Source organism: Micromonospora sp. HB375 (assembly GCF_017872985.1).
In the GTDB taxonomy this organism is placed as follows: Bacteria; Actinomycetota; Actinomycetes; order Mycobacteriales; family Micromonosporaceae; genus Micromonospora; species Micromonospora chalcea.
The window spans coordinates 2,219,537-2,243,166 of the sequence record NZ_JAGGJO010000001.1 but is presented as its reverse complement, the minus strand read 5'-3'; the positions used below and the strand labels follow the sequence as shown (position 1 = coordinate 2,243,166).

The window sequence follows — 23,630 nt, the reverse complement described above, 5'->3', positions numbered from 1 at the left end:
AGGAGCACACATGCGTACCACTGTGCGGAGATGGCTCACCGCGGGCGCCGCGCTCGCCGTGCTGGCCGCCGGTGTGCTGACGGCGACCGGACCGGCGGCCGCCGAGTCCAACGGCGGCACCCGCGTGATGCCGCTCGGTGACTCCATCACCGAGGGCACCCAGGTGCCGGGCGGCTACCGGATCGGCCTGTGGCAGCGGCTGGCCGGCGGCGGCTACCGGGTCGACCTGGTCGGCTCCCAGTTCAACGGGCCGGGCAACCTCGGCGACCACGACCACGAGGGCCACCCCGGCTGGCGCATCGACCAGATCGACGCCAACATCACCGGCTGGCTGAACGCCTACCAGCCGCGCACCGTCCTGCTGCACATCGGCACCAACGACATCCTGCAGAACTACAACGTCTCCACCGCGCCGAACCGGCTCTCCTCGCTCATCGACCGCATCACCAACACCGCGCCGAACGCGGACGTGTTCGTCGCGCAGATCATCCCGCTCGCCAACTCCGGCCAGGCGGCGGCGGTACGCACGTTCAACGCCGCGCTGCCCGGCATCGTGCAGTCGAAGGTGAACGCCGGCAAGCGCGTCCACCTGGTCGACCAGTACTCGGCGCTGACCACCGCCGACCTGATCGACGGCATCCACCCGACCGCCACCGGCTACGACAAGATGGCGGCGGTCTGGTACCGGGCGTTGCAGTCGGTGTCCGGCAGCATCGGCACCCCCGGCAGCGGCGGCGGCACGTACCAGAACGTGCAGCTCGTCGGCGCCGGCTCCGGCCGGTGCCTGGACGTGCCGAACGGCAGCACCACGAACGGCACCGCGGTGCAGCTGTACGACTGCTGGGGCGGCACCATGCAGCGCTGGACCTACACCTCGGACAAGCAGTTGCAGGTGCTCGGCAACAAGTGCCTCGACGCCAGCGGACGGGGCACCGCGAACGGCACCAGCGTGATCATCTGGGACTGCAACGGCCAGCCCAACCAGCAGTGGAACCTCAACGCCAACGGCACGATCAGCGGCGTCCAGTCCGGGCGCTGCCTGGACGCGGCGGGCTACGGCACCGCCAACGGGACGAGGATCAACCTCTGGGACTGCCACGGCGGCACCAACCAGCAGTGGAGCGCGCGAGCCTGACCGGCGTGCGACGGGCTCCCCGGCGGACGCCGCCGGGGAGCCCGTCCGGGCGGCGCCCGCCGCATGACCAGCGGCGGGCCCGGCGGGTACGTAGAGTGAGAGCCATGTCGAAGCCGCCGCTGCCCGAGCCCGCCGTCGCCATGCTGGGCAAGCCGAATCCCGCCGTCATCGCCACGCTTCGCGACGGCCAGCCGGTGTCCGCGGCCACCTGGTACCTCTGGGAGGACGGCCGCGTCCTGGTGAACATGGACGAGGGCCGCCGCCGGCTGGCACACCTGCGCAGCGATCCCCGGGTCTCCCTGACCGTGCTGGACGAGGGGAACTGGTACACCCACGTCAGCCTGATCGGGCGGGTGGTCGAGCTGCGCGACGACGAGGGCCTGGCGGACATCGACCGGATCTCGCAGCACTACACCGGGCGGCCGTACCCCCGGCGGGACCGCAAGCGGGTCAGCGCGTGGATCGAGATCGAGCGCTGGCACGGGTGGGGCGCGCACAAGGACAACAGCCAGACCGGCTGACGGCGCCCCCACGATGTCCGACCCATGCGGAAGAGTGTCGGGCATGAGTGAGCCGTACGACCCGAAGGCAGCGCTGCACCACTACCTGCGCGCGATCCGGGAGAATCTGATCTGGAAGCTCGACGGGCTGAGCGAACGCGAGGCCCGGCTTCCCCGCACCGCGACCGGCAACAACCTGCTGGGGGTGCTCAAGCACTGCCTGAACGTCGAGGCCGGCTACTTCGGGCCGACGTTCGGCCGCGAGTTCCCCACACCGGCGGAGCTGGTCGCCACCGAGACGTTCGACGCCGACCCGCAGGCCGACTGGTACGCCCGCGAGGACGAGACCAAGGACGGGCTGATCGACCTGTACCGCCGCGTCGCGGCGTTCGCGGACGAGACGATCGACATGCTGCCGCTGGACGCGCCGGGGCGGGTGCCGTGGTGGCTGCCCGGCCGGCAGGACGTGACGCTGCACCAGGTCCTCGTGCACGTCTGCGTCGACCTGGCCCGGCACGCCGGGCACGCCGACATCCTGCGCGAGCAGCACGACGCCGCGATCGGGCTGGGGCGGGAGAACCGGAACGTCCCCGAGGGCTACGACTGGCCGGCGTACGTCGACCGGCTGTCGGCGCTCGCCGACCGGTTCGCGTAGGCGGTTTTCCGGTAATGCGGCCGGAAGTTTCAACCACATTTCGGACAGTGGATCGACAGGACCAGCAGCATCGTGAAGCATCTATCCCATGAAGATCCGGCCCGCCGTCGCCCCGCCGACCGCTGAGGACACCGGTCCCGAGCAGCCTCCCGCCGACCGGCCCTCGGACGACCGCCCCTCCGACGAACGGCCTGTGGACGGCAGACGCCGATGGCGGCCGAACCCGGAGTGGACGCTGGCGATCCTGGGCAGCCTGCTGCTGGCGGTGGTGCTGACCTGGCCGACGATGCGGCACCCGGCGACCACCATCCCCGGCGACCTGGGCGACCCCACGTTGCAGGCGTGGCAGGTCGCCTGGTCGGGGCACGCCCTGCTCAACGACCCGGCCAACCTCTGGCACTCGAACACGTTCTTCCCGGAGCGCTACACCTACGCCTACAGCGACACGCTGCTCGGCTACGCGCCGTTCGGGATGGTCGGCTCCGGCTTCGAGGCCGCCGTGATCCGCTACAACGTGCTCTACGTGCTGCTGCACGCGCTGGCGTTCCTCGGGGCGTACGCGCTGGCCCGGCAGCTCGGCGCGAACCGCTGGGGCGGCGCGGTCGCCGGGATCGCGTGGGCGTACGCGCCCTGGCGGCTGGCGCACTCCGGCCACCTGAACATCCTGTCCAGCGGCGGGATCGCGCTGGCCCTGGCGATGCTGGCCCGGGGTCACGGCTGGTCGCTGCGCCACGGCTACCGGCCGGAGCGCCGCCGTCCCGGCTGGGCGGTGGCCGGGTGGCTCGTCGCCGCCTGGCAGGTCACGCTCGGCTTCGGCATCGGGCTGCCGCTCGTCTACTTCCTGCTGGCCGCCGTGCTGGTGGCGGCCGGCTGCTACGGCTGGTCCTGGTGGCGCAAGCGGGAGCGTCCGCCGTTCGGCCGCCGGCTGCTGATCGCGGACCTGGCCGGCGGCGCCGTGTTCGGCGCCGTGACGCTGCTGCTCGGCCTGGTCTACCTGCGCGTCGTCGACCTCAACCCGCAGGCCGTCCGCTCGCTGGACTGGACCAAGATGTTCTCCCCTCCGCTGATCGGGTTCATCACCGCGCCCGGCGACTCGTGGCTGTGGGGGGAACGGCACGCCGCCGCCCGGGAGCAGCTGACCTGGCCGCCGGAGATGGCGCTGCTGCCCGGGATGACGCTGATCGGGCTGGCCGCGGCGGGGCTGTTCGTCTCGTCGTTCCCGGTGCGGCACCGGGTCGCGCTGGGGCTCGGCGTGGTCGGCACTGTGCTGCTCGGTCTGGGCGCCACCCTCGGCGGGGACGGCGACCCCGGCTATCTGACGCTGTCCACGCTCCTGCCCGGCTGGGACGCGCTGCGCACGCCGGGCCGGATGATGCACTGGACCAGCCTGCTGCTGGCGGTGCTGGCCGCCGGGCTGGTCACGGCGCTCGCCGAGTCCTGGCACCGGCCCTCGGCCCACCGCTGGTCCCGGGCCGTGGCGCCGCTGGTCCTGCTGGTGCCGCTCGCGCTGGTGACGCTGGAGGGCGTCAACCGCACGCCGCACCCGGTCGTGCCGACGCCGCCGGCCGCGATGCGTACCGCGCCGGAGCCGATGCTGGTGCTGCCCGCCGGCGGGATCGGCGACCTGAACTACATGCTCTGGTCCACCGACGGGTTCCCCCGGATCACCAACGGGCTCGGCGGTTTCGAGCCGGTCACCCAGGCGCAGACCCGGGTCGCCGTGGCGACGTTCCCCGACGCGGGCAGCGTGGCGTACCTGCGCGGCATCGGCGTCCGGTCGGTCGTCGCGGTGCCGAGCCGCGCGGCGGGCACGCCGTGGGAGGGCATCGAGAACCGGCCCGTCGACGGATTGGGCATCACCCGGGAGGACCTCGATGGCACGCTCGTCTACCGGCTCTGACGCCGGCGGCGCCGGAGGCCCGCGCCCGGGCGCCGGGCCGGGCGGGACGACGCCGATGCGGCTGTCGGTGGTGGTGCCCTGCTTCAACGAGGAAGAGTCGGTGGAGCGGCTGCACGAGATGCTCAGCACCGCGCTCGCCGAGCTGCCCGACGTGGACGTCGAGGTGGTGTACGTCGACGACGGCAGCGAGGACGGCACGCTCGCGGCGCTGCGCCGGCTCGCCGCCGCCGACCCGACGGTCTGCTACACGTCGCTGAGCCGCAACTTCGGCAAGGAGGCGGCCATGCTCGCCGGGCTGCACCGGGCCACCGGCGACGCGGTCGTCATCATGGACGCCGACCTGCAGCATCCGCCGCGCCTGCTGCCCGAGATGGTCGCGCTCTACCGCCAGGGCTTCGACCAGGTGATCGCCCGCCGCGACCGGCGCGGCGACCGGTTCATCCGGATGGTCGCCTCACGCTCGTTCTACCGCCTGGTCAACTGGTGGATAGACGTCCGCCTGCTGGACGGCGCGGGTGACTTCCGCCTGCTGTCCCGGCTCGCGGTGAACGCGATCCTGGCGATGCCCGAGTACAACCGCTTCTCCAAGGGCCTGTTCTCGTGGATCGGCTTCCGCACCGTGGTGGTGGCGCACCGCAACGAGAGCAGGCAGGCGGGGCGGAGCCGGTGGACGTTCGGCAAGCTGTTCAACTACGCGTTCGACGGTCTGCTGTCGTTCAACAACCGGCCGCTGCGCCTGGCGATCTACGGCGGGCTCTTCCTCACGCTCATCGCGGTGGGCTACATGGCGTGGGTGGTCGCCGACGCCGTGGAGAAGGGCATCGACGTGCCCGGTTACACCACCATCATCGTCAGCGTGATCGGCCTCGGCGGGATTCAGATGATGATCCTGGGCGTGATCGGCGAGTACATCGGCCGGATCTACTACGAGACCAAACGCCGGCCGCACTATCTGGTGCAGGAGACCGAACGTCCGGTCCCGGAGACCGGCGGCCCGCCCCGGCTGCCGAACCAGCGCGCCGCGTGGTCCACCGACCGCGGTCCACGTGCGGCGCCGGCTTGGGAGGATCCGTCCCGAGATGCCTCCCGGCGTCACGGGGGCGGGGAATCGATGAGCGGCGACACCGGCTGAACGACGGCGATCGGTGAGCGCCGATCAGCGCACCATTGTTCTCTTTTCGCAGGTGGCGGGGGGTTGCTATCGTCGCCCGCGACGCCGGAGAACGGCGCCGAGGAAAGGGTTGCGATGGGGCTGATGGACAAGCTCCGGGGCGAGCTCATCGACATCGTCGAGTGGCTGGACGACAGCCGGGACACGATCGTCTGGCGGTTCCCCCGGTATCAGAACGAGATCAAGATGGGCGCCAAGCTGGTCGTCCGGGAGTCCCAGACGGCGGTGTTCGTCAACGAGGGGAAGATCGCCGACGTCTTCCCGCCGGGAACGTACACGCTGGAGACCCGCAACCTGCCGATCCTGTCCACCCTGAAGGGCTGGAAGTACGGCTTCAACTCGCCGTTCAAGGCCGAGGTGTACTTCGTCAACACCCGGCAGTTCACGGACATGAAGTGGGGCACCCAGAACCCGGTGATCCTGCGCGACGCCGAGTTCGGCGTGGTCCGGGTGCGGGCGTTCGGCGCCTTCGCGGCGCGGGTGGTCGACCCGGCGCAGCTGCTGCGTGAGCTGGTCGGCACCGACCCGCAGTTCCGCACCGAGGAGGTGCAGGAGTACCTGCGGCAGCTGATCGTGGGCCGTCTCGGCGGCGCGCTGGCCACGGCGGGCGTGCCGCTGCTGGACCTCGCCGCGCACCAGGACGCGATCGGCCGGCGGCTGGCCGCCGTGCTGACCGAGGAACTGGCCGAGGTCGGTATCGCGATCCCCAAGTTCGTCATCGAGAACGTGTCGGTGCCGCCGGAGGTCGAGCAGGCGCTGGACAAGCGGACCAGCATGGGCGCGGTCGGCGACCTGGACCGCTACACCCGCTTCCAGGCCGCGAACGCGATGGAGGCCGCGGCGAACAACCCGGGCGGCGAGGCGGGCGCGGGCATCGGCCTGGGCCTGGGCATGGCGATGGGCCAGCAGATGGCCCGGACGATGGGCGGCGGCGGGGCCACGCAGCCGGCGCCGGCCCCCGCGCAGCCGTCGGCCGCGCAGCCGGGCGCCGCCGAGCCGCCGCCGCTGCCGGGCCAGGCCCAGTGGTACGTCGGCGTCGGTGGCCAGCGGCAGGGCCCGTACGACCTCGGCGGGCTGGCCGAGCAGGCGGGCGCCGGCGCGCTCGGCCCGGACACGCTGGTCTGGCGTGCCGGGATGGCGCAGTGGCAGCCCGCCGGACAGGTGCCGGAGCTGGCGTCGGTGCTGGCCAGCGTCCCGCCGCCGCTGCCGCCGCAATGAACGCACGTCAGCGGGTGAGTCGTCCCCGCACCGGGCAGGTGCCGGCATGAGCGACACGACTGTCTCCCCGCCCTCGTACCGGTGCGGGGGTTGCGGGGCCAGGGTGGAGTTCGCGCCGGGCACGACGACGCTCAGTTGCCCGTACTGCGGGCACCGGCAGGAGATCGCCGGCGCGGGCCGCGAGGTGCGCGAGCACGCGTACGCGGATCTCGCGTCGCTGCCCCGCAAGCCGGTGGCGAGCGTCGGGGCGCACACGTTCGTCTGCCCGGGCTGCGGGGCCCGGACGGAGAGCGACGTGCTGGCGCAGCGCTGCCAGTTCTGCGCCACGCCGCTGGTGGCCGACGCCGCGGCGGGCGAGCTGATCGCGCCGGAGGCGGTGCTGCCGTTCGCGGTGGACCGCAACGGCGTACGGACGGCGCTGGGCCAGTGGTGCCGCAGCCGCTGGTTCGCGCCGGGGAGCCTGAAGAAGGTCAGCGAGGCGGAGACGCTGAAGGGCACGTACCTGCCGCACTGGACGTTCGACGCGCGGACCGTGTCGGACTACCGGGGTCAGCGGGGCGAGTACTACTACGTCACCGAGACGTACACGGTGACCGTCGACGGCAAGCAGGAGACGCGGACCCGGCAGGTGCGGCACACCCGGTGGCATCCGGCCGCCGGCACCGTCAGCCGGGACTTCGACGACGTGCTGGTGCCCGCCACCACCCACCTGCCCACCGAGCAGCTGGACAAGCTGGCGCCGTGGCCGCTGACCGAGGCGGCCGCGTACCACGGCGACTACCTGGCCGGATACCAGGCGCTGCGGTACGACACCGAGCCCGAGGCGGGCCTGACCGAGGCGAAGGCGCGGATGGCGCCGGTCATCGAGGGGGACTGCCGGTCGGACATCGGCGGTGACGAGCAACGGGTGTCCGCAGTGGACACCACGTACTCCGACGTGTCGTACAAGCTGATCCTGCTGCCGGTGTGGATCGCCGCGTACCTGCACGCCGGCCGCTCGTACCAGGTGCTGGTGAACGCGCGCACCGGCGAGGTGATCGGTGAGCGACCGTACAGCGCCGCGAAGATCGCGGCGGCGGTGTTCGCCGCGCTGGTGCTCGTCGCCGTAGTGGTGGCGCTCATGATGAACCGTTAGCGTCGCCGCGCTGTCGTACGCCCACGGGCCACCGGTATCCGTTACCGGTGGCCCGTGCGCATCGCGCGAGGAGTCTGACCGAGCGGCCGATTCGCCGCCGCGCCCATCCGCCGCAGAGTGAGGGAACGACCACCGGCCGAGCGGCGGAGGGCAGCCCCGATGGACTCACTGCGCAAGACGTCGCTGGTCGCGGGCGGGTTCTACCTGCTCACCTTCGTCTCGATCCCGACCCTCACGCTGTACGCCCCGATACGCGAGGCGGACTACATACTCGGCGGCACGCCGGACACCCCGGTCGTCGTCGGCGGCGTCCTGGAGGTGATCGTCGCCCTCGCCTGCATCGGCACCGCGATCGCGCTGCACCCGGTGCTCAAGCGGCAGGGTGAGGCGCGTGCGCTGGGCTTCGTCGCCGCCCGCGTGCTGGAGGCCGCCGGCATCTTCATCGGCGTCGCGAGCATCCTGACCCTGGTCGCCCTGCGGCGGGCCGGCGCCGAACCGGACGCGCTGGTCACCGGCCGGACACTCGTCGCCTTCTACGACTCGGTGTTCCTGCTCAGCCAGGCGCTCCTCCCGGCCGTGAACGCCCTGCTGCTGGGCTCCCTGCTCTACCAGTCCCGCCTGGTGCCGCGCATCCTGCCGGTGCTCGGGCTCGCCGGGGCGCCGCTGCTCGTCGCCTCCGATCTGGGCACGCTGTTCGGCGCCTGGGACCGGCTGTCCCCGGTGGCGGCGGTCGCCGCGCTGCCCATCGCGGTGTGGGAGTTCTCGCTCGGCGTCTACCTGGTCGTCAAGGGCTTCAAGCCGGTCACGGACGGCACGGTCGCGCCCCGGCCGGTCCAGGACGCCACCGTCTGAGCCGGTCAGGCCCGCGCGCCGCCGTCGACCCGCAGCACCGTACCGGTGACGAAGGAGGCGCGGTCGCTGAGCAGCCACGCGGCGGCCTGGGCGATCTCGTCGGGTTCGGCGGCCCGGCGCAACGGGCTGGCGGCGGCGAGCCGCTCGATGATCCCGGGTGACTCCGCGTCCCAGGCGCGCATCATCTCGGTGAGCGTGCTGCCCGGGGCGATCGCGTTGACCCGGATGCCCTCCGGGCCGTAGGTGATCGCCGCGGATTCGGTGAGGCTGTTCACCGCGCGCTTCATCGCGCCGTACGCGGGCAGCGCGGGGTTGCCCATCAGGCTGCCGACGCTGGAGTTGTTCACGATCGCGCCGGTGCCGGCGGTGGCCCGGATCGCGGCGACCTCGGCGACCATGGCGAGCCACGGTCCCTTGAGGTTGACGGTGTAGAGGTGGTCGAAGTCCTCTTCGCGCACCTGGTCCATCGGTCCGGGCGGCACGATCGTCGCGCCGTTGTTGAAGGCGACGTCGAGGCGGCCGTACACCTCGACGACGCGGTCCACGGCGGCGCGCACGCTCGCCGCGTCGGCCAGGTCGCAGACGACGTACTCGGCGGTGCCGCCGGCGGCCCGGACCTGTTCGGTGACCGCCTTCAACTGTTCCTCGGTCCGGGCGGCGAGCAGCACCCGGGCGCCCTCGGCGGCGAACAGCCGGGCCGCCGCGGCGCCGATGCCCCGCCCGGCGCCGGTGATGAACGCGACCTTGTCTGCGAGCAGGCCCTCAGTGGTTCGTGTGGTGTCCATGCGGCAAGCCTGCGGCCGGGCGCGGAGCCCATCCAGGCACCGGCGGTACCTGGCTACCAGCCGCCGCGCACGGGCACACTGGGGTCGTGGACCGACGTGAGCTGGCAGTGTTCCTGCGCAGCAGGCGGGAGCGGATCGCCCCGGCCGACGTGGGCCTGCCCGCCGGGCGGCGTCGTCGCACCCCGGGGCTGCGCCGCGAGGAGGCGGCGCGGCTGGCGTTCATCTCGACCGAGTACTACACCCGGCTGGAGCAGGGCCGGGCTCCGCGTCCGTCGCGGGAGGTGCTGGCCGGGCTGGCCCGCGCGCTGCGGCTGTCCGACGCCGAACGCGACCACCTCCACCACCTGGCCGGGGAGCCGCCCGCGCCGCCGCCCGGGCCACCCCGGGAGGTACGGCAGAGCGTGCTGGACCTGCTGCACCGGCTGCCGCAGGCGGCGGCGTTCGTGACCTCGGCGACGTTCGAGGTGATCGCCTGGAACGACCTCGCGGCGGCGCTCATGGAGGACTTCTCCGCGGTGTCCCGGCGGGATCGCAACCTGGTCCGTCGGGCGTTCCTCGGCCCGCACCTGATGTACGGCGTGTCGGACGCGAGCGAGTTCGCCCGCCACTCGGTCGGGCGGCTGCGCGCCGCCGCGGCCCGCTATCCGGACGACCCGGAGATGGCCGCGCTGATAGCGGACCTGCTCGCCGGCAGCGCGGAGTTCGCCCGCCTGTGGGCCTCCCACGACGTCGGCGGCGCGCGGACGCTGTGCAAGACGTTCCGGCACCCGCTGGTCGGGCCGGTGACTGTGAACTGCGACGTCCTCGACATCACCGACCGCGACCAGCAGGTGGTCATCTACACCGCCACGCCCGGCTCGCCCTCGGAGGAGGCGCTGCGGCTGCTCTCCGTGATCGGCACCCAGCGCATGACCGCCGAGCGCTGACCCCGCGCCGAGCCGGCCCTCCACGGGCCGCACCGGCTCGGGGCAACGGGCCTATCTCGGCGAGAATGCGGGATGCGCGTTCCGAATAGCGAGATGCGGGAAGATCTTGGTACGAGAGCGCCCCTACAGGGGCCGTTTCGTACCAAGATCTGGCCGTCGGGCTGCCGAACCACCCCGGTCCGGCTACGTCACCGGGACGAGATGGTGGGCGGCGGGTGGCGGGTGGTGGATCAGCAGCCGATGCGGGTGGCGCCCATCGCCACGTCGTCGTACCAGAGGGTGTCGGCCCCGCCGCCGTAGCTCTCCCAGCCCAGCTTCAGGTCGGTGAGCTGCGGTCGCCAGGTGCGGTTGTACCACTGGCCGTCGATGTCGTGCGTCGGTACGCCGTCGGCGGTCAGCCCGGTGACTGCGACGCCGTCCAGCCAGGTGCGGAGCTGACCGGCCGAGCCGTCCACCATGAACTCCAGGCAGGCCCAGCGGTTGGTGGGCAGCGGCACGCTCTGCGCCACCCCGGCCGGGCTCTGCTCGGGCAGCGTGGCGTCGTCGGAGGCGCGGTTCCACTGCAGGGCGCCGTTCTGGCCGCCCAGCCGCAGGTCGCGGTTGCCGTCGGCGGCGTCGGACATGGTGATCATCGTGGTGTGGTCGGTGGGCTGGGCGGTGGTGTGCCGCACCCAGATCCGGGCGTACCTGACGCTGCCCAGGGCGCTGAGGTTCTTCGTGGTCCGCACGAAGACGTGGTTGCAGTAGCCGGCGGCGCCGTTGATCCGGATCGCGCGGCTGCCGCTGTGCGTGGTGGACGTGTCGATGGTGGCCGTGCCGGCGCCGGAGCAGTCCGGGCTCACCACGCTCCAGTCGCCGGACGGCGTCGAGCCGGTCTGGTTCTCGAAGCCGTCGCAGAGCACCGCCCCGGCGCATCCGCTCGGCGGCGGGGTGGTCGGCGGCGCGGTGGTCGGCGGCGCCGTGGTGGGCGGAGCGGTGGTCGGGGGCGCGGTGGTCGGCGGGGCGGTGGTGGGTGGGGCGGTCGTCGGCGGGGCGGTCGTCGGAACCGCGGTGGTGGGCACCACTGTCGGCGACGGCGCGGCGCCGTTGCACGGCACGCCGTTGAGCGTGAACCCGCCCGGCGCGCCGCCGGCGGCGCTGAACGTGCCCTGCACGCCGAACTCGGTGGAACCGCCCGCCGGGATGCCGCCGTTGTACGACATGTTGCGGGCGGTGACCGTCGCGCCGGACTGGCTGACGGTGGCGTTCCAGCCGTTCGTGACGCGCTCGTCGCCGGCGTACGTCCAGGTGACCGTCCAGTCGGAGACGGCGGTGTCGCCGGGTGAGACCTTGACGCTCGCGGTGAACCCGCCGGGCCACTGGTTGGGTGTGTAGTCGACCCGGCAGCCCTGTGCCGCCGTTGCCGGGCCGGCGAGCAGGGCCGTCGCGGTGGCCGCCACGACGGCGGCCAGCGCGGTCACCGCCGCCAGGGCCGGGCCGGAACGGGTACGGAGAATCGTCATGGGAAGTCCTTCTGCGTCGGGCGGCGCGACGCGACGACGCGCGTCCGGACGGACGGCGGCGCGGCGACGCGCTCGGGTGGCGGCGCGTCGATGCGCCACTGTGAGAAGTCGGTGCGTACGACCGACGTGCCCGGCTCGGGACAAACCTGTCAGCCGCCGGCGGCCCGGTCGTGCGGACCTCGGCGGCGCCCGCCCTCAATCTATTGAGCGACGCCAATCAATTCAAGCGCGCCCCGGCGCGGCAGCAGTCTTCTTCCCGATTGCTCTGTTGCGCGGCGACGGCGCTGGTCGGCCGCCCGGCCGCCACGCGGGCCCTGTGCCGGGGCGGCACGCGGCACTAGTCTCCTCACCGCAACCCCCGGGCCGCCGCGCCACCGGCGCGGACGGCGGCACCCCGGCGACCGGAGGCGCGTGTGCCCGACGAGATCGACGACTCCTTCCTCGCTCTTCCGCTGGCCCGCCTCGCCGACGCCGCCCTGTCCCGGGCCCGGCAGCGGGGCGCGCGATACGCCGTGCTGCGGGTGCAGCGGGTCCGCTCCGGGCGCACCGTCGTACACGACGGGGCGCTGCGGGCGAGCGAGGAGGAGACCGAGACCGGCCTGGCGGTACGGGTGCTGCACCGGGGCGCGTGGGGCTTCGCCGCCACGCCCGAGCTGACGCCGGAGGCGGCGGTACGCGCCTGCGACGACGCGCTGGCGCTGGCCCGGGCCTGCGCCGACGTCGGCGGCGCGCCCGTCGCGCTCGCGCCCGAGCCCGCGTACCCGGCGGCGACCTGGCGCTCGCCGTACCGGATCAACCCGTTCGAGGTGCCGGAGAGCGAACGGGTGGAGCTGCTGAGCCACTGGTGCGCCGGGCTGCAGGCACACGAGTCGGTGGCGCACGTGCTGGCCCGCGCCACCGCCGCCCAGGAGAACACGTACTACGCCGACCTGGACGGCACCCGCGTCACCCAGCAGCGCGTCCGGGTGCACCCGCAGGTGCTGGCGGTGGGCCGGCGCCCGCGCGACGGCGGCGTCCAGACGCTGCGCACCGTCGGCCCGCCGGTGGCCCGCGGCTGGGAGTACCTGCACGGCGAGGGCTGGGACTGGGCCGGCGAGCTGGCCGAACTGCCGGCGCTGCTGGCCGAGAAGACGCAGGCGCCGGCGGTGCGGCCGGGCCGGTACGACCTGGTGATCGACCCGTCGCAGCTCTGGCTCACCATCCACGAGTCGGTCGGGCACGCCACCGAGTACGACCGGGCCCTGGGCCACGAGATGTCGTACGCGGGCGGCACCTTCGCCACGCCCGACGCCGCCGGGCGGCTCCGGTACGGCTCGGCGCTGATGAGCGTGGACGCCGACCGGTCGGCCCCGCACGGGCTGGCCACGGTCGGGTTCGACGACGAGGGGGTGGCCGCGCAGTCCTGGCCGCTGATCGAGGCGGGTGTGCTCGTCGGGTTCCAGCACGACCGGGCCTCGGCCGCGCGGGCCGGCCTGCCGCGCTCCGCCGGCTGCGCGTACGCCGAGTCGTACCGGCACACGCCGATGGCCCGGATGCCGAACGTGTCGCTGCGCCCGGCGGTGGACGGGCCGGACACCGCGGCCCTGATCGCGGGCGTGACGGACGGCTTCTACCTGGCCGGCTCGGACAGCTGGTCGATCGACATGCGGCGGCGGCAGTTCCAGTTCACCGCCCAGCGCTGGCACCGCATCCGCAACGGGCGGCTGGCCGGGCAGGTGTCCGGCGCCGCGTACCAGGCGGAGACCACCGCGTTCTGGTCCGCGCTGTGCGGGCTGGGCGGGGAGGGCACGTGGCTGCTCTCCGGCGCCGACATGTGCGGCAAGGGTCAGCCGGTGCAGGCGGCAGCGGCCAGCCACGGCTGCCCGTCCGCGGTGTTCCGTGGCATCGACGTCGTCGACACCGGAGGGCGGGACGGGTGAGCGGGATCCAGGACGCCCTGGAAGCGGCGCTGCGGCACCGGCGTGACGCCGACGAGCTGCTGCTGATCGCGGACGAGACGGCCGCCGCGCACCTGCGCTGGGCGGGCGACGCGCTGACCACGAACGGCAGCGTCCGGTCCCGCCGGGTGACAGCGGTGGCGGTACGCGACGGCGCGGCCGGCGTACACGTGGGGCTGGTCGGACACGGCGGCGCGCTCGGCGACGCGCTGCCCGGCCTGGTCCGCGCGGCCGAGCGGGCCGCCCGCGACGCGCCGCCCGCCGCCGACGCGGCGCGGCTGCCCGAGCCGTGGCGGACGCCGTCCTGGGCGGAACCGCCCGGCGGCACCTCGGTCGACGCGTTCGGAGACGTGCTGCCCGGCCTGGCCGACGCGTTCGCGGCGGCCGGGCAGCGGCGGCTCTACGGCTACACCGAGCACCGGGTGGTCACCACCTACCTCGCCGCGTCGACCGGCGCCCGCCTGCGGCACGCGCAGTCCACCGGCCTGTTCGACCTGAGCGTGCGCGACGGCGACGACTCGACGTGGGCCGGTGTGACGGCGCCCGACCTGACCGGACTGGACGTGCCGGCGCTCGCCGCCGAGCTGTCCGCCACGCTGGCGCGGCCCGGCCGCCGGGTCGAGCTGCCGCCGGGACGGTACGAGGTGCTGCTCACCCCGAACTGCGTGGCCGACCTGATGCTCCACCTCTACCTGGCCGCCGGGGCGCGCGGCGCGCTGGACGGGCGTACCGCGTTCAGCCGCCCGGACGGCCGGCTGCCGCTCGGCGAGCGCCTCACCGCGTTGCCGCTGACGCTGCGCAGCGACCCGGACCATCCGCTGCTGCCCTGCGCCCCGTTCACGGTCAGCCGGGGCACCGACGACCTGACCGCAGTGGTCGACAACGGGCTGCCGCTGCGGCCGACCCGCTGGATCGACGAGGGTGTGCTGACCGCGCTCGTGCAGACCCGGCACACCGCCGAGCAGACCGGCGCGCCGCTCACCCCGATGGTGGACAACCTGGTGCTGGAGGGCGGGCCGGACGCGCCGACGCTGCCCGAGATGGTGCGCTCCACCCGGCGCGGCCTGCTGCTCACCTCGCTGTGGTACCTGCGCGACGTCGACCCGGCGTCGCTGCTGCTGACCGGCCTCACCCGCGACGGCGTGCGGCTGGTGGAGGACGGCGAGATCGTCGGCACTGTGCACAACTTCCGGTTCAACGAGAGCCCGCTGTCGCTGCTGGCCCGGGCCACCGAGGCCGGGCGGCCGGTGCCGGCGCTGCCCCGGGAGTGGGGCGACTACTTCACCCGGATGGTGATGCCGCCGCTGCGGGTGCCCGACTTCCTGATGTCGGCGGTCAGCCCGGCGACGTGAACAGCGCGGCGAACCGGTCCAGGGTGCGCCGGTCGTACACGAGCTGTTTCTGCGGCGGGTACGGACGCCGTGGCGGCGGCACGTACCCGGGCTCGCCGCGCCGGGGCAGCGTCCCGTCCGGGCGGCGCAGGTGCGGCCCGTGGAAGAACCAGCAGAGCTGGCCGACCAGCTCGGCGAAGACCAGCGGGTGCAGGTCGGGCGGGTACATCGCGAGGTGGCAGCGGGTGGCCCGGAACTCGCCGCGCGGCCCGAACGTGTTGCCGAACAGGACGTGTCCGAAGACGTCGTGCACCGCCCGGAAGATGTCGTTGTGCAGCAGTTCCTCCCCGCCGGCCCGGACTCCGGCGGGGGCGCGCAGCGGATGGTCGCCGTCCGCGCCGGCCGGCCCGTGCCCGTGGCGGGTGAGGAAGACGTGCAGCAGGCCGGTGGCGCGGACCCGCGCGACCAGGTCCCGCGAGTCCCGGTACGGCTGCCCCGGCCCGGTCCACGGCAGCACCCGGATGCCCGCCTCGCCGATCAGCCGGAACTGCCGCAGGTTCTCCGCGGCCAGCCGGGCGTACCCGCGGGCCGTGCCGGCGGTGACCATCGGGGCGGCGTCGTAGCGGTCGGCCACCTCCCGGCAGAAGTCCTCGTCCAGGCGCAGCGGCTCGGCGGCCAGCCGGTCCAGCCGGACGGCGGGCACGCCCGCGCGCGCCGCTGCCCGGTCGGCGTGGGCCTGGGCCAGCTCGCCGAGACGTACGGTGAGACGGTGGTCGTCGCCGCTCATCGGCCCGGGCGTCAGTCCTCCCCCAGCCACAGGTTGGTCAGGTCGCCGTTGAGCACCGGGTACGGCAGCCAGTTGCGCACCCGGTGCCCGCGCAGCCAGTACTGGTGGGCGAAGAGGATCGGCACCACCGCGCAGTCGCGCAGCACCTCCCGCTCGGCGGCCCGCCAGTGCTCGTTCGCGGCCCTCTCGTCGGCGCAGCTCAGCGCCGCGTCGATGTGCTCGTTGACGACCTCGTTGTGGTAGTGGCCGAAGTTCGACCCCCAGTCGTCGTTGCCGGAGACGCCGGAGCTGTCGAAGAGGGCCTGGAGGTAGACGCGGGCGTTGTTGCCGTGCCAGTCCGGCTCCCAGCCGGACAGCGCCACGTCCCAGCGGCCCTCGCGGGCGCCGTCGGCCCGGCCCAGGTATGTGCCGAACAGCTCGGTGATGCCGGCCGGGACGAGGTCGAGGGTGATGCCGGCCCGGGCGGCGGCGGACCGGACCACCCGCGCGGTCTCCGGGTGGATGTCCCGGTCCCGGTAGACCAGCTTCAACGTGAGCCCGTCGGGGTAGCCGGCGTCGGCGAGCAGCCGGCGGGCCAGCTCCGGGTCGCCGGCGCCGTCGTTCGCCGCGTACGGCGCGAACGGCCGGTGCGCGCGGCACAGCGGCGGCAGGATCTGCTCGGCGATGTCGTTGAGGCGACGCCCGCCCCAGACCTCGGCCACGGCGGTCTTGTCGATCGCGTACTGCAACGCCTCCCGGACCTCCCGGCGGCCCAGCGCACCGCCCTCGTTCGGGCTGAGCACGTTGATCACCAGGTACGGGCTGAACAGACCGGCCGGGCAGACCTCCAGCCGGGGGTCCCCGGCGGCGAACATCTCCGGCAGCCGCTCGGTCAGCGGCTGGATGTCCCACAACATGTCGGCGTCACCGAGGATCACCATGTCGTGGCAGGTCTTCTCGTCCAGCCCCTGCCGCACCTCGATGCGGTCCACGTGGGCGGCACGGACCGGGTCGGTGGCCGGGTCCCAGGTGCGGCTGCGCTCCAGCGTGATCAGCCGGTCCGGCTCGTAGGCGGTGATCCGGTACGGCCCGATCGAGCCGAGTCGCTGGTCCAGCTCGGGGCTGCCGGGCACGAACCAGAGGTACTCCTCCGGCGCCGGGGAGGCGAACGGCAACGCCAGGAGGTTGAGGAAGTCGGAGGTGGGGCGGCGGGTGGTCAGCTCCACCGTCCGGTCGTCGAGCACCCGCAGCCCGGGCACCTCGGCGGCCTCCAGGTAGGGCGCCACCACGTTGAGGTCGCGGGGCAGGGTGAGCAGGTCGTCGCGGAACTCGGCGAGCCCTTCGACGGTGCTCAGGTAGTAGGGCAGGCCAGGGCTGGGCGCCATCGGGTGGGCCAGCCGCTTGATGCCGCGTACCACGTCGGCGGCGGTCAACGGCCGGGGTCCGTTGGGCAGGTCCCAGCGCAGCCCGTCGCGCAGCGTGAACCGGTAGCGGCGGCCCTCGGCGTCGTACGGCCCGTCCGCCGCCACCGCCAGGTCCGGCACCAGGTCCCCGGCCCGCCGGTGGTCGCGGGTCGACGGGTAGGTGACCAGCTGCCGGGTGTACGCGCGGACTATCCCCCGGGTCACCGTGTGGTACGCCAGCGCCGGGTCGAGGTGGTCGACGTCGCCCGCGCCGACCAGGGTGAGCGTGCCGCCGCGGCGCGGGCCGTCCGCGCCGGGGATCAGTCCGAGGTCCGTCGATGCGTCTGCCGTGGTCATGCGGACTCCTCCAGCCAGAGGTTGGACAGGTCGAACCAGCGGTCCACCGTGGGCATGGCGATCGCGTTGCGGACCCGCCGGCCCTTGCGGTGCGGGATGGTCGGGGCGTGCACGAGGATCGGCACGATCGCGGCGTCCCGCATGACGCACAGGTCGACCTGGTGCCACAGTTCGGTGGCGCGGGCCCGGTCGGTGGCGCCGAGCGCCTCCTCGATCAGCCGGTCGACCTCCGGATTGCTGTAACCGCCGTAGTTGCTGGTGCCGCGGGACGTGTTGGTCTGGAACATCGGCTGGACGTAGGTGCGCCCGTTCGGGCCGAACCAGTCGGGCGTCCAGGACGGGGCGGAGATGTCCCAGGCGCCGGCGCGGGCGTTGGCCGGGTCGCGCAGGAACTGGTAGTACTCGGCGTGGCCGAGCGAGACCAGACGGACGCTGATGCCGCCCTTCTCCAGGTCGGCGGCGTAGGAGCGGGCCACCTCCGGGTTGGCGTCCACGTCCCGGTGCACGGCGGTGAGGGTGAGCCCGTCCGGGTAGCCCGCCTCGGCCAGCAGCGCCCGGCAGCGCTCCGGGTCGCCCCGGTCCCCCGGTGTCGGGTACAGGTTGAAGTCGACGTGCCCGTCGTTGCCGGGCGGGATCGCCGTGTGCCCGGACAACATCACCGTCCCGGCCTCCAGGCCGTGGTAGATCTCGGCGATCGCCGCCTTGTCTATCGCGTACGCGATGGCCTGGCGCACCTTGAGCTTGCTCATCGCCCGGTCGGCGTTCGGGCTGAGCAGGTTGAACACCAGGTACGGGTTGAGCGCGTAGCCGAGGTCGTTGCCCGGGTCGGTGGGCGCCACGTCGTACGGCTCGGTGATCGGTGACGCCCAGGACAGGTCGGCGCGGCCACTGTCGATCACCTCCCCCACCTGCTGCGGGCTGGCGATCTCCATGGTCACCTCGACCCCGTCCAGGTACTGCTGGCGCACCGGGTCGGACGCCTTGCGCCACACCGGGTTGCGGTCCAGCCGCACCGACTCGCCGTGGGCGTAGTGGGTGATCCGGTACGGCCCGTTGGAGCGCACCCGCCGCCGGAACTCCGCGCTGTCGGGCAGCACCTCGTCGTACTCGACCGGGGCGGCGGAGGCGCACTGCAGCGCCAGGATGTGCAGGAAGTCCACCGCCGGGCGGATCAGGTCGAAGACGATCGTCCGGTCGTCGACCGCGCGGACGCCGGCGATCTCGTGGTTGTTCTGGAACGCGGCCAGCTCGGCGGCGGCCGGCTCGGCCGAGGTGATCGCGGCGGCGTACGCGTCGCAGTACTCGGCCATACCCCGGATGGTGCTGGTGAAGTAGCCGATCCCGCCGGCCTGCAACACCGGGTTGGCCATCCGCTTGAAGCCGCGCACGAAGTCCCCGGCGGTCACCTCGCGGGGCGGGTCGGTGTCCCAGTACACGCCGGGGCGCAGCCGGATCGTGTAGCGGGTGTGGTCGGCGCTGATGCCGCCGTTGTCCACTGTCGGCACCGCCTCGGCCACGTCGGGCACGGGCGTGACGGCCGACGGGTCGCGCAGGTCGGCGACCGGCCGGTAGGTGAACAGCTGGCGGGCGAAGAGCCGGATGATCTGCCCGCCGAGCATGTAGTAGGCGCAGGCCGGATCGAGATGGTCCATGCTGCCGGGCCCGTAGAGCCGCAGGATTCCCCCGTACCGGGGCTGGCCGCCGTTCATCGACACACACCTTTCGTCGTCTCTGCGGTCCCCGCCACGTCGGCGCGCAGCTGCGACGGCAGCAGCGGCTCCCGCAGCAGCGTGTCGAAGCGGTCGGCGAGGCTGGTGTCCGGCTCGCGGGCGGCCAGCCAGGCGTCGACCAGCCGGCCGCCCTCGGAGTAGGTGACTGAGTACGCGCGCCACAGCGGGTCGGCGGCGAACGTGACCATCTGCTCGGCCCGGTCGGGTGGCAGCAGCATCCACCGCCGCAGGTAGGCAAGTGCCTCCGCCCGGTCGCCGCCCTCGTCGTGCAGGAGCAGGGCGGCGTCGATGCGGGCCGGCAGCAGGCGCACGATCAGGCCGCGCATCCGCTCGACCCGCTCGCCCTCGACGTGGACGCCCTCCCCGGCCAGGATGCCGGCGGTCCACTCGCCCCAGCCGGGGCCGAGCACCGCGTCGACCGCCGCCTCGGCCAGGCCCTCGGTGACCAGGCACCGGGGTGTGTCGACCAGGGCGATGGTGTGCTCGTCCTGGCCGCCGTCGCGGACCAGGCCGGCCTCCTTCAGGCAGTGCTCGGTGTGGTGGCCGGGGTACGACTCGTGCGCCACGATGATCGGCAGCGCGGCCACCGACCGGCCGCTCGCCGCGTTCAGCGCCACGGCGGAGCGGAAGCCGCCCAGGTAGCTGTTGTACGCGTTCCACGGCGCGTCCCGGACCACCGTGTACTCGACACGCTCGGTCCCGGGCAGGCCGAACCGGTCCCGGGTCCGCTCGCGCAGCGCGTCGGAGACCGCCTGCACGCAGCGGTGCAGCCGTTCCGGCGGGACGGTGTTGCGCCGGTAGAACTCCTCCACCCGGTCCACGAGCGGTCCCGGCCCGGGCAGCAGCGCGTCGATCTCGTCGTGCACCGCCGCGTACCGCTCCGGCGGGGTGCGGGTCACGTCGACGTCGTAACAGGCGCGCACCTCCTCCCGGAACGACATCGGCGTGCCGGCGAGCCGGTCGGCGACCGCGCGCAGCGCGGCGAGCTGGGCGGTGAGGTACCGGCGGCGGGCCGGTTCGAGGTCGCTGTCGTCGAGGGCGGCGAGCGTCCGGCCGGCCTGGCGGGACAGCTCGCGGGGGTCGGGCGGCGGTTCGGCGGCGACCTGGTCGCGCAGCGCCGGGTCACCGTAGTAGCAGTCGACGAGCCCGTCGACCAGCCGGCCGAGGCGCAGGCCGAGCAGCAGGTAGTCGCGGACCAGCGGGTTCACTCGTCCACCCCCGGGCGTGCGGCGGTCAGGTCCACCGCGTACCCCTGCGGGGGCAGCGGCGTGATCCCGTCGACCCGGTCCGGTCGCCTCGGCGCGGCCACCGGCGCCCGGTGCAGGATCGGCACCACCGCCACGTCGGCGACCGCGCGCTCCGCGGCGGCCCGCCAGGCGGCGTCGGCCCGCCACGGCTCCGGCGCGTCGAGCGCCCGCTCGATCAGCGCGTCCACCTCGGGTGCGGCGTAGCCGCCGTGGTTGGCGCCGCCGGGCACCGGGGTCGCCTGGAGCATCGCCTGCGCGAAGACCCGCCCGTTGTGCTCCAGCCAGTCGGGTACGCGCGCCGCCACCGCGAGCTGCCAGCCGCCGGCGGTGGCGGGGGCGCGCAGCGCCTCGGTGTACGCGGCGTCGGCGAGCCCGACCGCCCGGGTCGGCAGGCCGGCCCGGGTGAGGTCGCTCGCGCAGGCGTGCGCCACCTCGGGTCCGAGGCCGGAGTGCGGGTGGATCAGGACCAGCGGCGTGCCGTCGGCGTGGCCCGCCGAGGCGAGCAGTTCACGGGCCCGCGCCGGATCACCGGTGGGGTACGGATCGGCCGTGTCGTGCCCGGCGTTGCCCGGCGGGATCAGCGAGCCCGCGATCCGTACCGGCACGCCGGGGCGGTGCCGCCGGTACAGGTCGGCCACCGCGGCCTTGTCCACGGCGAGCGCCACGGCCTGCCGTACCCGGGGGTCGGCCCAGACCGGGTCGCGCAGGTTGAGCAGGAGGTACGGGTCGAGCGCCCAGCCGAGCGCGCCGTCGCCGTCGACCGGCTCGGCGGCCGGCAGCCCGCCGACTGCGGGCGCGACCGGCACCTCGGCCGGCGCGTCGGTGGGCTCCGCGTCGGCGCGGCCGGCGCCGTCGCTCAGGCGCAGCTCCACCCGGTCGGCCTCGGCCCGCCGGTACGGGTCGGCGGCGGGCTCCCAGGCCGGGTTGCGGACCAGTTCGACCCATTCGCCGGGCCGGTGCCGCCGCACCCGGTACGGCCCGTTGGCGCGCAGGTGGGCGGCGGCCTCGGGGCTGCCGGGGACGAACGCGTCGTGCTCGACGGGCACCGCCGACGCCGCGGGCAGCGCGAGCATGTGCACGAAGTCCAGCGCCGGCCGGGCCAGCTCGATGACGAGCGTCTCGTCGTCGAGCGCGAAGACGCCGGGGATCTCGTGCGCGTTCTGGTACGCGGCCAGCGTCGCCGCGTCCCCGGCCCGGTGGGTGGCCTCCGCCGCCCAGGCGGTGGCGAAGTCGGCGAGGCCGCGCACGGTGCTCGCGAAGTACGCGAGCGACGGTGAGGGCCGGACCGGGTTGCACATCCGTTTGAAGCCGCGGACCACGTCGTGCGCGGTGACCGGACGCCGGTCGGGGGTGTCCCAGCGGACGCCGGGGCGCATGTGGAACACGTAGCTGCGGTGGCTGGCGCCGAGCCCGGCGTTCCAGGTGGAGGGGACCTCCAGGGCGAGGTCGGGCACCGGCGTGACGGCCTGCCAGTCGCGGACGTCCCGGGCGGTCTGCCAGGTGACGAGCTGCCGGGTGTGCAGCCGGACGAACGGGGCCGCCGACGCGGGGGCGCAGCTGGGGTCCAGCGGTGCGGCGTCGGTGGGCGCGACCACCCGCAGCACGCCGCCGCGCCGCCGCGCGGTGGCCGGCTCCGGCCGGTACGGGGCGACGGTCATGACAGCTCCCGGACGAGGTCGGCGATGGCGTCGACGGCGAGGTCGACCTCCTCGGCGGTGTTGTAGAGGTGGGTGCAGATCCGGGCGGCGTAGTGCTGGTGCGGTGAGCCGGCGACGTCGAACTCGGTCCACCGGGTCCAGATCCGGTGCCGGCTCTCCAGCTCGTCGACGAGGCGGGCGAATTTGGTGATGTTCCAGCCGTCGGCCCGGTCGGGGAACGGGTTGAACGCCACCAGCGGCGCGGTCAGCCGGTCGTCGGTGAGCGGTGAGTACAGCGACTCGACGCCGAACCGCTCGACGATCCGGGCGCGGGTGTGCGCGCCGAGCGCCACCGCGTGCCGCTCGATCCGGTCCCGGCCGATGCGGTCCCACAGCTCGCACGCCTTCGCCAGGGCGGCGCCCCGGGCGATGCTGGCACTGCCGGCGCTCTGCAGGTAGTCGCCCATGTTGTAGCTCTCCACCCGGGTGGTGGTACGCGGTGGCGGGGCGCCCATCATCGGGTACCAGGTGGAGATGACCGGCCAGAACGTCGGCAGCGGCAGCGGGTTGTGCTCGGGGTGGACCTTGTTGCGGACGTAGAGCAGCCCGGTGCCGAGCGGCCCGCACTGGAACTTCGAGCCGGAGCAGGTGACGAAGTCGGGTCCGAGCGCGCGCAGGTCGGTGTCGAACAGGCCGGGCAGCAGCGCGCCGTCGACCACTGTGGTCAGGCCGTGTTGCTGGGCCAGGTCGCAGAGCTGGCGCACCGGCATCCGGGTGCCGGTGAACAGCGTGACGGCGGCGAACGCCAGCACCTTCGTCCGCGGCGTGATCGCCCGGGCGAACATGTCGACGATCTCCTCGGCGGTGACGTCCGGCCCGACCGGCGGGGTCAGCACGGTGAGCGTGATCCGGTGCCGGTTGCGCAGCAGGTTGAAGTTGGACAGCACCGAGTAGCACTCGTGGCTGGTGGTGATGACCTCGTCGCCCTCGTGCAGGTCGAGCCCGTTGATGACGCGGGCCACCCCCTCGGTGGCGTTGTGGCAGATCACCATCTCGTCCTGGTCGACGCCGAACGCCCGGCCGATGGCGGCGCGGTGCTCGGGGTACATGCCGGGCGGGTAGACGTTGCGCAGTCCGCCGTTCCACTCCCGGGTCACCCGGTCGTTGACATCCAGCACCTCGTACGGCATCACGCCGATGGTGCCGGTGTTGAGGTGGACCGCGTCGGGCTCCATCGCGAACAGCGACCGCAGCTCCGCGAAGGAAGCGGCGCGCAGCGGGTCGGCCGGTGCGGGCGGCCCGCCGGTGCGGGAGGCCGTCGTGGTCGCGGGGTCGTCGGTCACGCTGACGCGCATGGCGTCCCTCCTGTCAGGAGCTGGCACCCGCCAGCGAATTTACCATATGATTCTCAAGTAAATAGTCGTCCCGCTGCCCGCCCCGTCC

Annotated in this window: 19 protein-coding genes; 11 read left to right on the top strand and 8 right to left on the bottom strand. The window is 73.8% G+C overall.

The window, feature by feature from the left end; all coding sequences use genetic code 11:
• The first annotated feature begins 10 nt into the window (after positions 1 to 10).
• The 8 genes from J3R08_RS10460 (at position 11) to J3R08_RS10425 (ending at position 8,566) form a co-directional block, all read left to right on the top strand.
• Positions 11 to 1,135 (top strand): RICIN domain-containing protein, encoded by a 1,125-nt coding sequence (locus tag J3R08_RS10460; protein WP_043325219.1) that lies wholly within the window; start codon positions 11 to 13, stop codon positions 1,133 to 1,135.
• A gap of 104 nt (positions 1,136 to 1,239) precedes the next feature.
• The gene (locus tag J3R08_RS10455; RefSeq protein WP_030499597.1) at positions 1,240 to 1,656 is read left to right on the top strand and encodes a PPOX class F420-dependent oxidoreductase; all 417 of its coding nucleotides are present in this window, start codon (positions 1,240 to 1,242) and stop codon (positions 1,654 to 1,656) included.
• Between the two features lie 43 nt (positions 1,657 to 1,699).
• Positions 1,700 to 2,290, top strand: a complete 591-nt coding sequence (locus J3R08_RS10450) for a DinB family protein (protein WP_209960959.1) — start codon at positions 1,700 to 1,702, stop codon at positions 2,288 to 2,290.
• 88 nt (positions 2,291 to 2,378) lie between these two features.
• Positions 2,379 to 4,190, top strand: coding sequence for a hypothetical protein (locus J3R08_RS10445; protein ID WP_166457554.1), 1,812 nt, complete (start codon positions 2,379 to 2,381; stop codon positions 4,188 to 4,190).
• A 55-nt stretch (positions 4,191 to 4,245) separates the two neighbouring features.
• The gene (locus tag J3R08_RS10440) at positions 4,246 to 5,322 is read left to right on the top strand and encodes a glycosyltransferase family 2 protein (RefSeq protein ID WP_223201151.1); all 1,077 of its coding nucleotides are present in this window, start codon (positions 4,246 to 4,248) and stop codon (positions 5,320 to 5,322) included.
• 114 nt (positions 5,323 to 5,436) lie between these two features.
• Positions 5,437 to 6,579 (top strand): SPFH domain-containing protein, encoded by a 1,143-nt coding sequence (locus tag J3R08_RS10435; protein WP_030499593.1) that lies wholly within the window; start codon positions 5,437 to 5,439, stop codon positions 6,577 to 6,579.
• A gap of 46 nt (positions 6,580 to 6,625) precedes the next feature.
• Complete coding sequence (locus tag J3R08_RS10430) at positions 6,626 to 7,714, top strand: hypothetical protein (protein WP_043325226.1); 1,089 nt, start codon at positions 6,626 to 6,628, stop codon at positions 7,712 to 7,714.
• 159 nt (positions 7,715 to 7,873) lie between these two features.
• Positions 7,874 to 8,566, top strand: a complete 693-nt coding sequence (locus tag J3R08_RS10425; protein ID WP_069090016.1) for a DUF4386 domain-containing protein — start codon at positions 7,874 to 7,876, stop codon at positions 8,564 to 8,566.
• A 5-nt stretch (positions 8,567 to 8,571) separates the two neighbouring features.
• Here J3R08_RS10425 and J3R08_RS10420 read toward each other — a convergent pair whose 3' ends face one another.
• The gene (locus J3R08_RS10420; RefSeq protein WP_043325228.1) at positions 8,572 to 9,351 is read right to left on the bottom strand and encodes an SDR family NAD(P)-dependent oxidoreductase; all 780 of its coding nucleotides are present in this window, start codon (positions 9,349 to 9,351) and stop codon (positions 8,572 to 8,574) included.
• Positions 9,352 to 9,437: 86 nt separating this feature from the next.
• On the opposite strand from J3R08_RS10420, the gene J3R08_RS10415 reads away from it, so the two are divergent.
• Positions 9,438 to 10,277 (top strand): helix-turn-helix transcriptional regulator, encoded by an 840-nt coding sequence (locus J3R08_RS10415; RefSeq protein WP_064447392.1) that lies wholly within the window; start codon positions 9,438 to 9,440, stop codon positions 10,275 to 10,277.
• 230 nt (positions 10,278 to 10,507) lie between these two features.
• Here J3R08_RS10415 and J3R08_RS10410 read toward each other — a convergent pair whose 3' ends face one another.
• Positions 10,508 to 11,779, bottom strand: coding sequence for a cellulose-binding domain-containing protein (locus tag J3R08_RS10410; RefSeq protein WP_209960956.1), 1,272 nt, complete (start codon positions 11,777 to 11,779; stop codon positions 10,508 to 10,510).
• 413 nt (positions 11,780 to 12,192) lie between these two features.
• Here J3R08_RS10410 and J3R08_RS10405 point away from each other — a divergent pair, with 413 nt between their 5' ends.
• Positions 12,193 to 13,698, top strand: coding sequence for a TldD/PmbA family protein (locus J3R08_RS10405; RefSeq protein ID WP_209960954.1), 1,506 nt, complete (start codon positions 12,193 to 12,195; stop codon positions 13,696 to 13,698).
• Positions 13,695 to 15,068, top strand: a complete 1,374-nt coding sequence (locus tag J3R08_RS10400) for a metallopeptidase TldD-related protein (RefSeq protein WP_209960952.1) — start codon at positions 13,695 to 13,697, stop codon at positions 15,066 to 15,068. Before J3R08_RS10405 ends, J3R08_RS10400 begins: the two co-directional genes overlap by 4 nt.
• Here J3R08_RS10400 and J3R08_RS10395 read toward each other — a convergent pair.
• From J3R08_RS10395 to J3R08_RS10370, 6 genes are read right to left on the bottom strand one after another with little or no spacing between them, the layout of a single operon-like run.
• Positions 15,052 to 15,834 carry a hypothetical protein gene (locus J3R08_RS10395; RefSeq protein WP_064447388.1) on the bottom strand — a complete coding sequence of 261 codons (783 nt, stop codon included), beginning with the start codon at positions 15,832 to 15,834 and terminating at the stop codon, positions 15,052 to 15,054. The two genes, J3R08_RS10400 and J3R08_RS10395, sit on opposite strands and share 17 nt — an antisense overlap.
• 11 nt (positions 15,835 to 15,845) lie before the next feature.
• Entirely contained in the window at positions 15,846 to 17,573 is a 1,728-nt protein-coding gene (locus J3R08_RS10390) for an ABC transporter substrate-binding protein (RefSeq protein WP_113973290.1), read from the bottom strand.
• Complete coding sequence (locus J3R08_RS10385; RefSeq protein ID WP_043325235.1) at positions 17,570 to 19,282, bottom strand: ABC transporter substrate-binding protein; 1,713 nt, start codon at positions 19,280 to 19,282, stop codon at positions 17,570 to 17,572. The genes J3R08_RS10390 and J3R08_RS10385 overlap by 4 nt, the downstream gene beginning before the upstream one ends.
• Entirely contained in the window at positions 19,279 to 20,511 is a 1,233-nt protein-coding gene (locus tag J3R08_RS10380) for a hypothetical protein (RefSeq protein WP_043325237.1), read from the bottom strand. The genes J3R08_RS10385 and J3R08_RS10380 overlap by 4 nt, the downstream gene beginning before the upstream one ends.
• The gene (locus J3R08_RS10375) at positions 20,508 to 22,208 is read right to left on the bottom strand and encodes an ABC transporter substrate-binding protein (RefSeq protein ID WP_069090020.1); all 1,701 of its coding nucleotides are present in this window, start codon (positions 22,206 to 22,208) and stop codon (positions 20,508 to 20,510) included. The genes J3R08_RS10380 and J3R08_RS10375 overlap by 4 nt, the downstream gene beginning before the upstream one ends.
• Positions 22,205 to 23,542 (bottom strand): aminotransferase class V-fold PLP-dependent enzyme, encoded by a 1,338-nt coding sequence (locus tag J3R08_RS10370; protein WP_064447385.1) that lies wholly within the window; start codon positions 23,540 to 23,542, stop codon positions 22,205 to 22,207. The genes J3R08_RS10375 and J3R08_RS10370 overlap by 4 nt, the downstream gene beginning before the upstream one ends.
• Positions 23,543 to 23,630 lie beyond the last annotated feature (88 nt).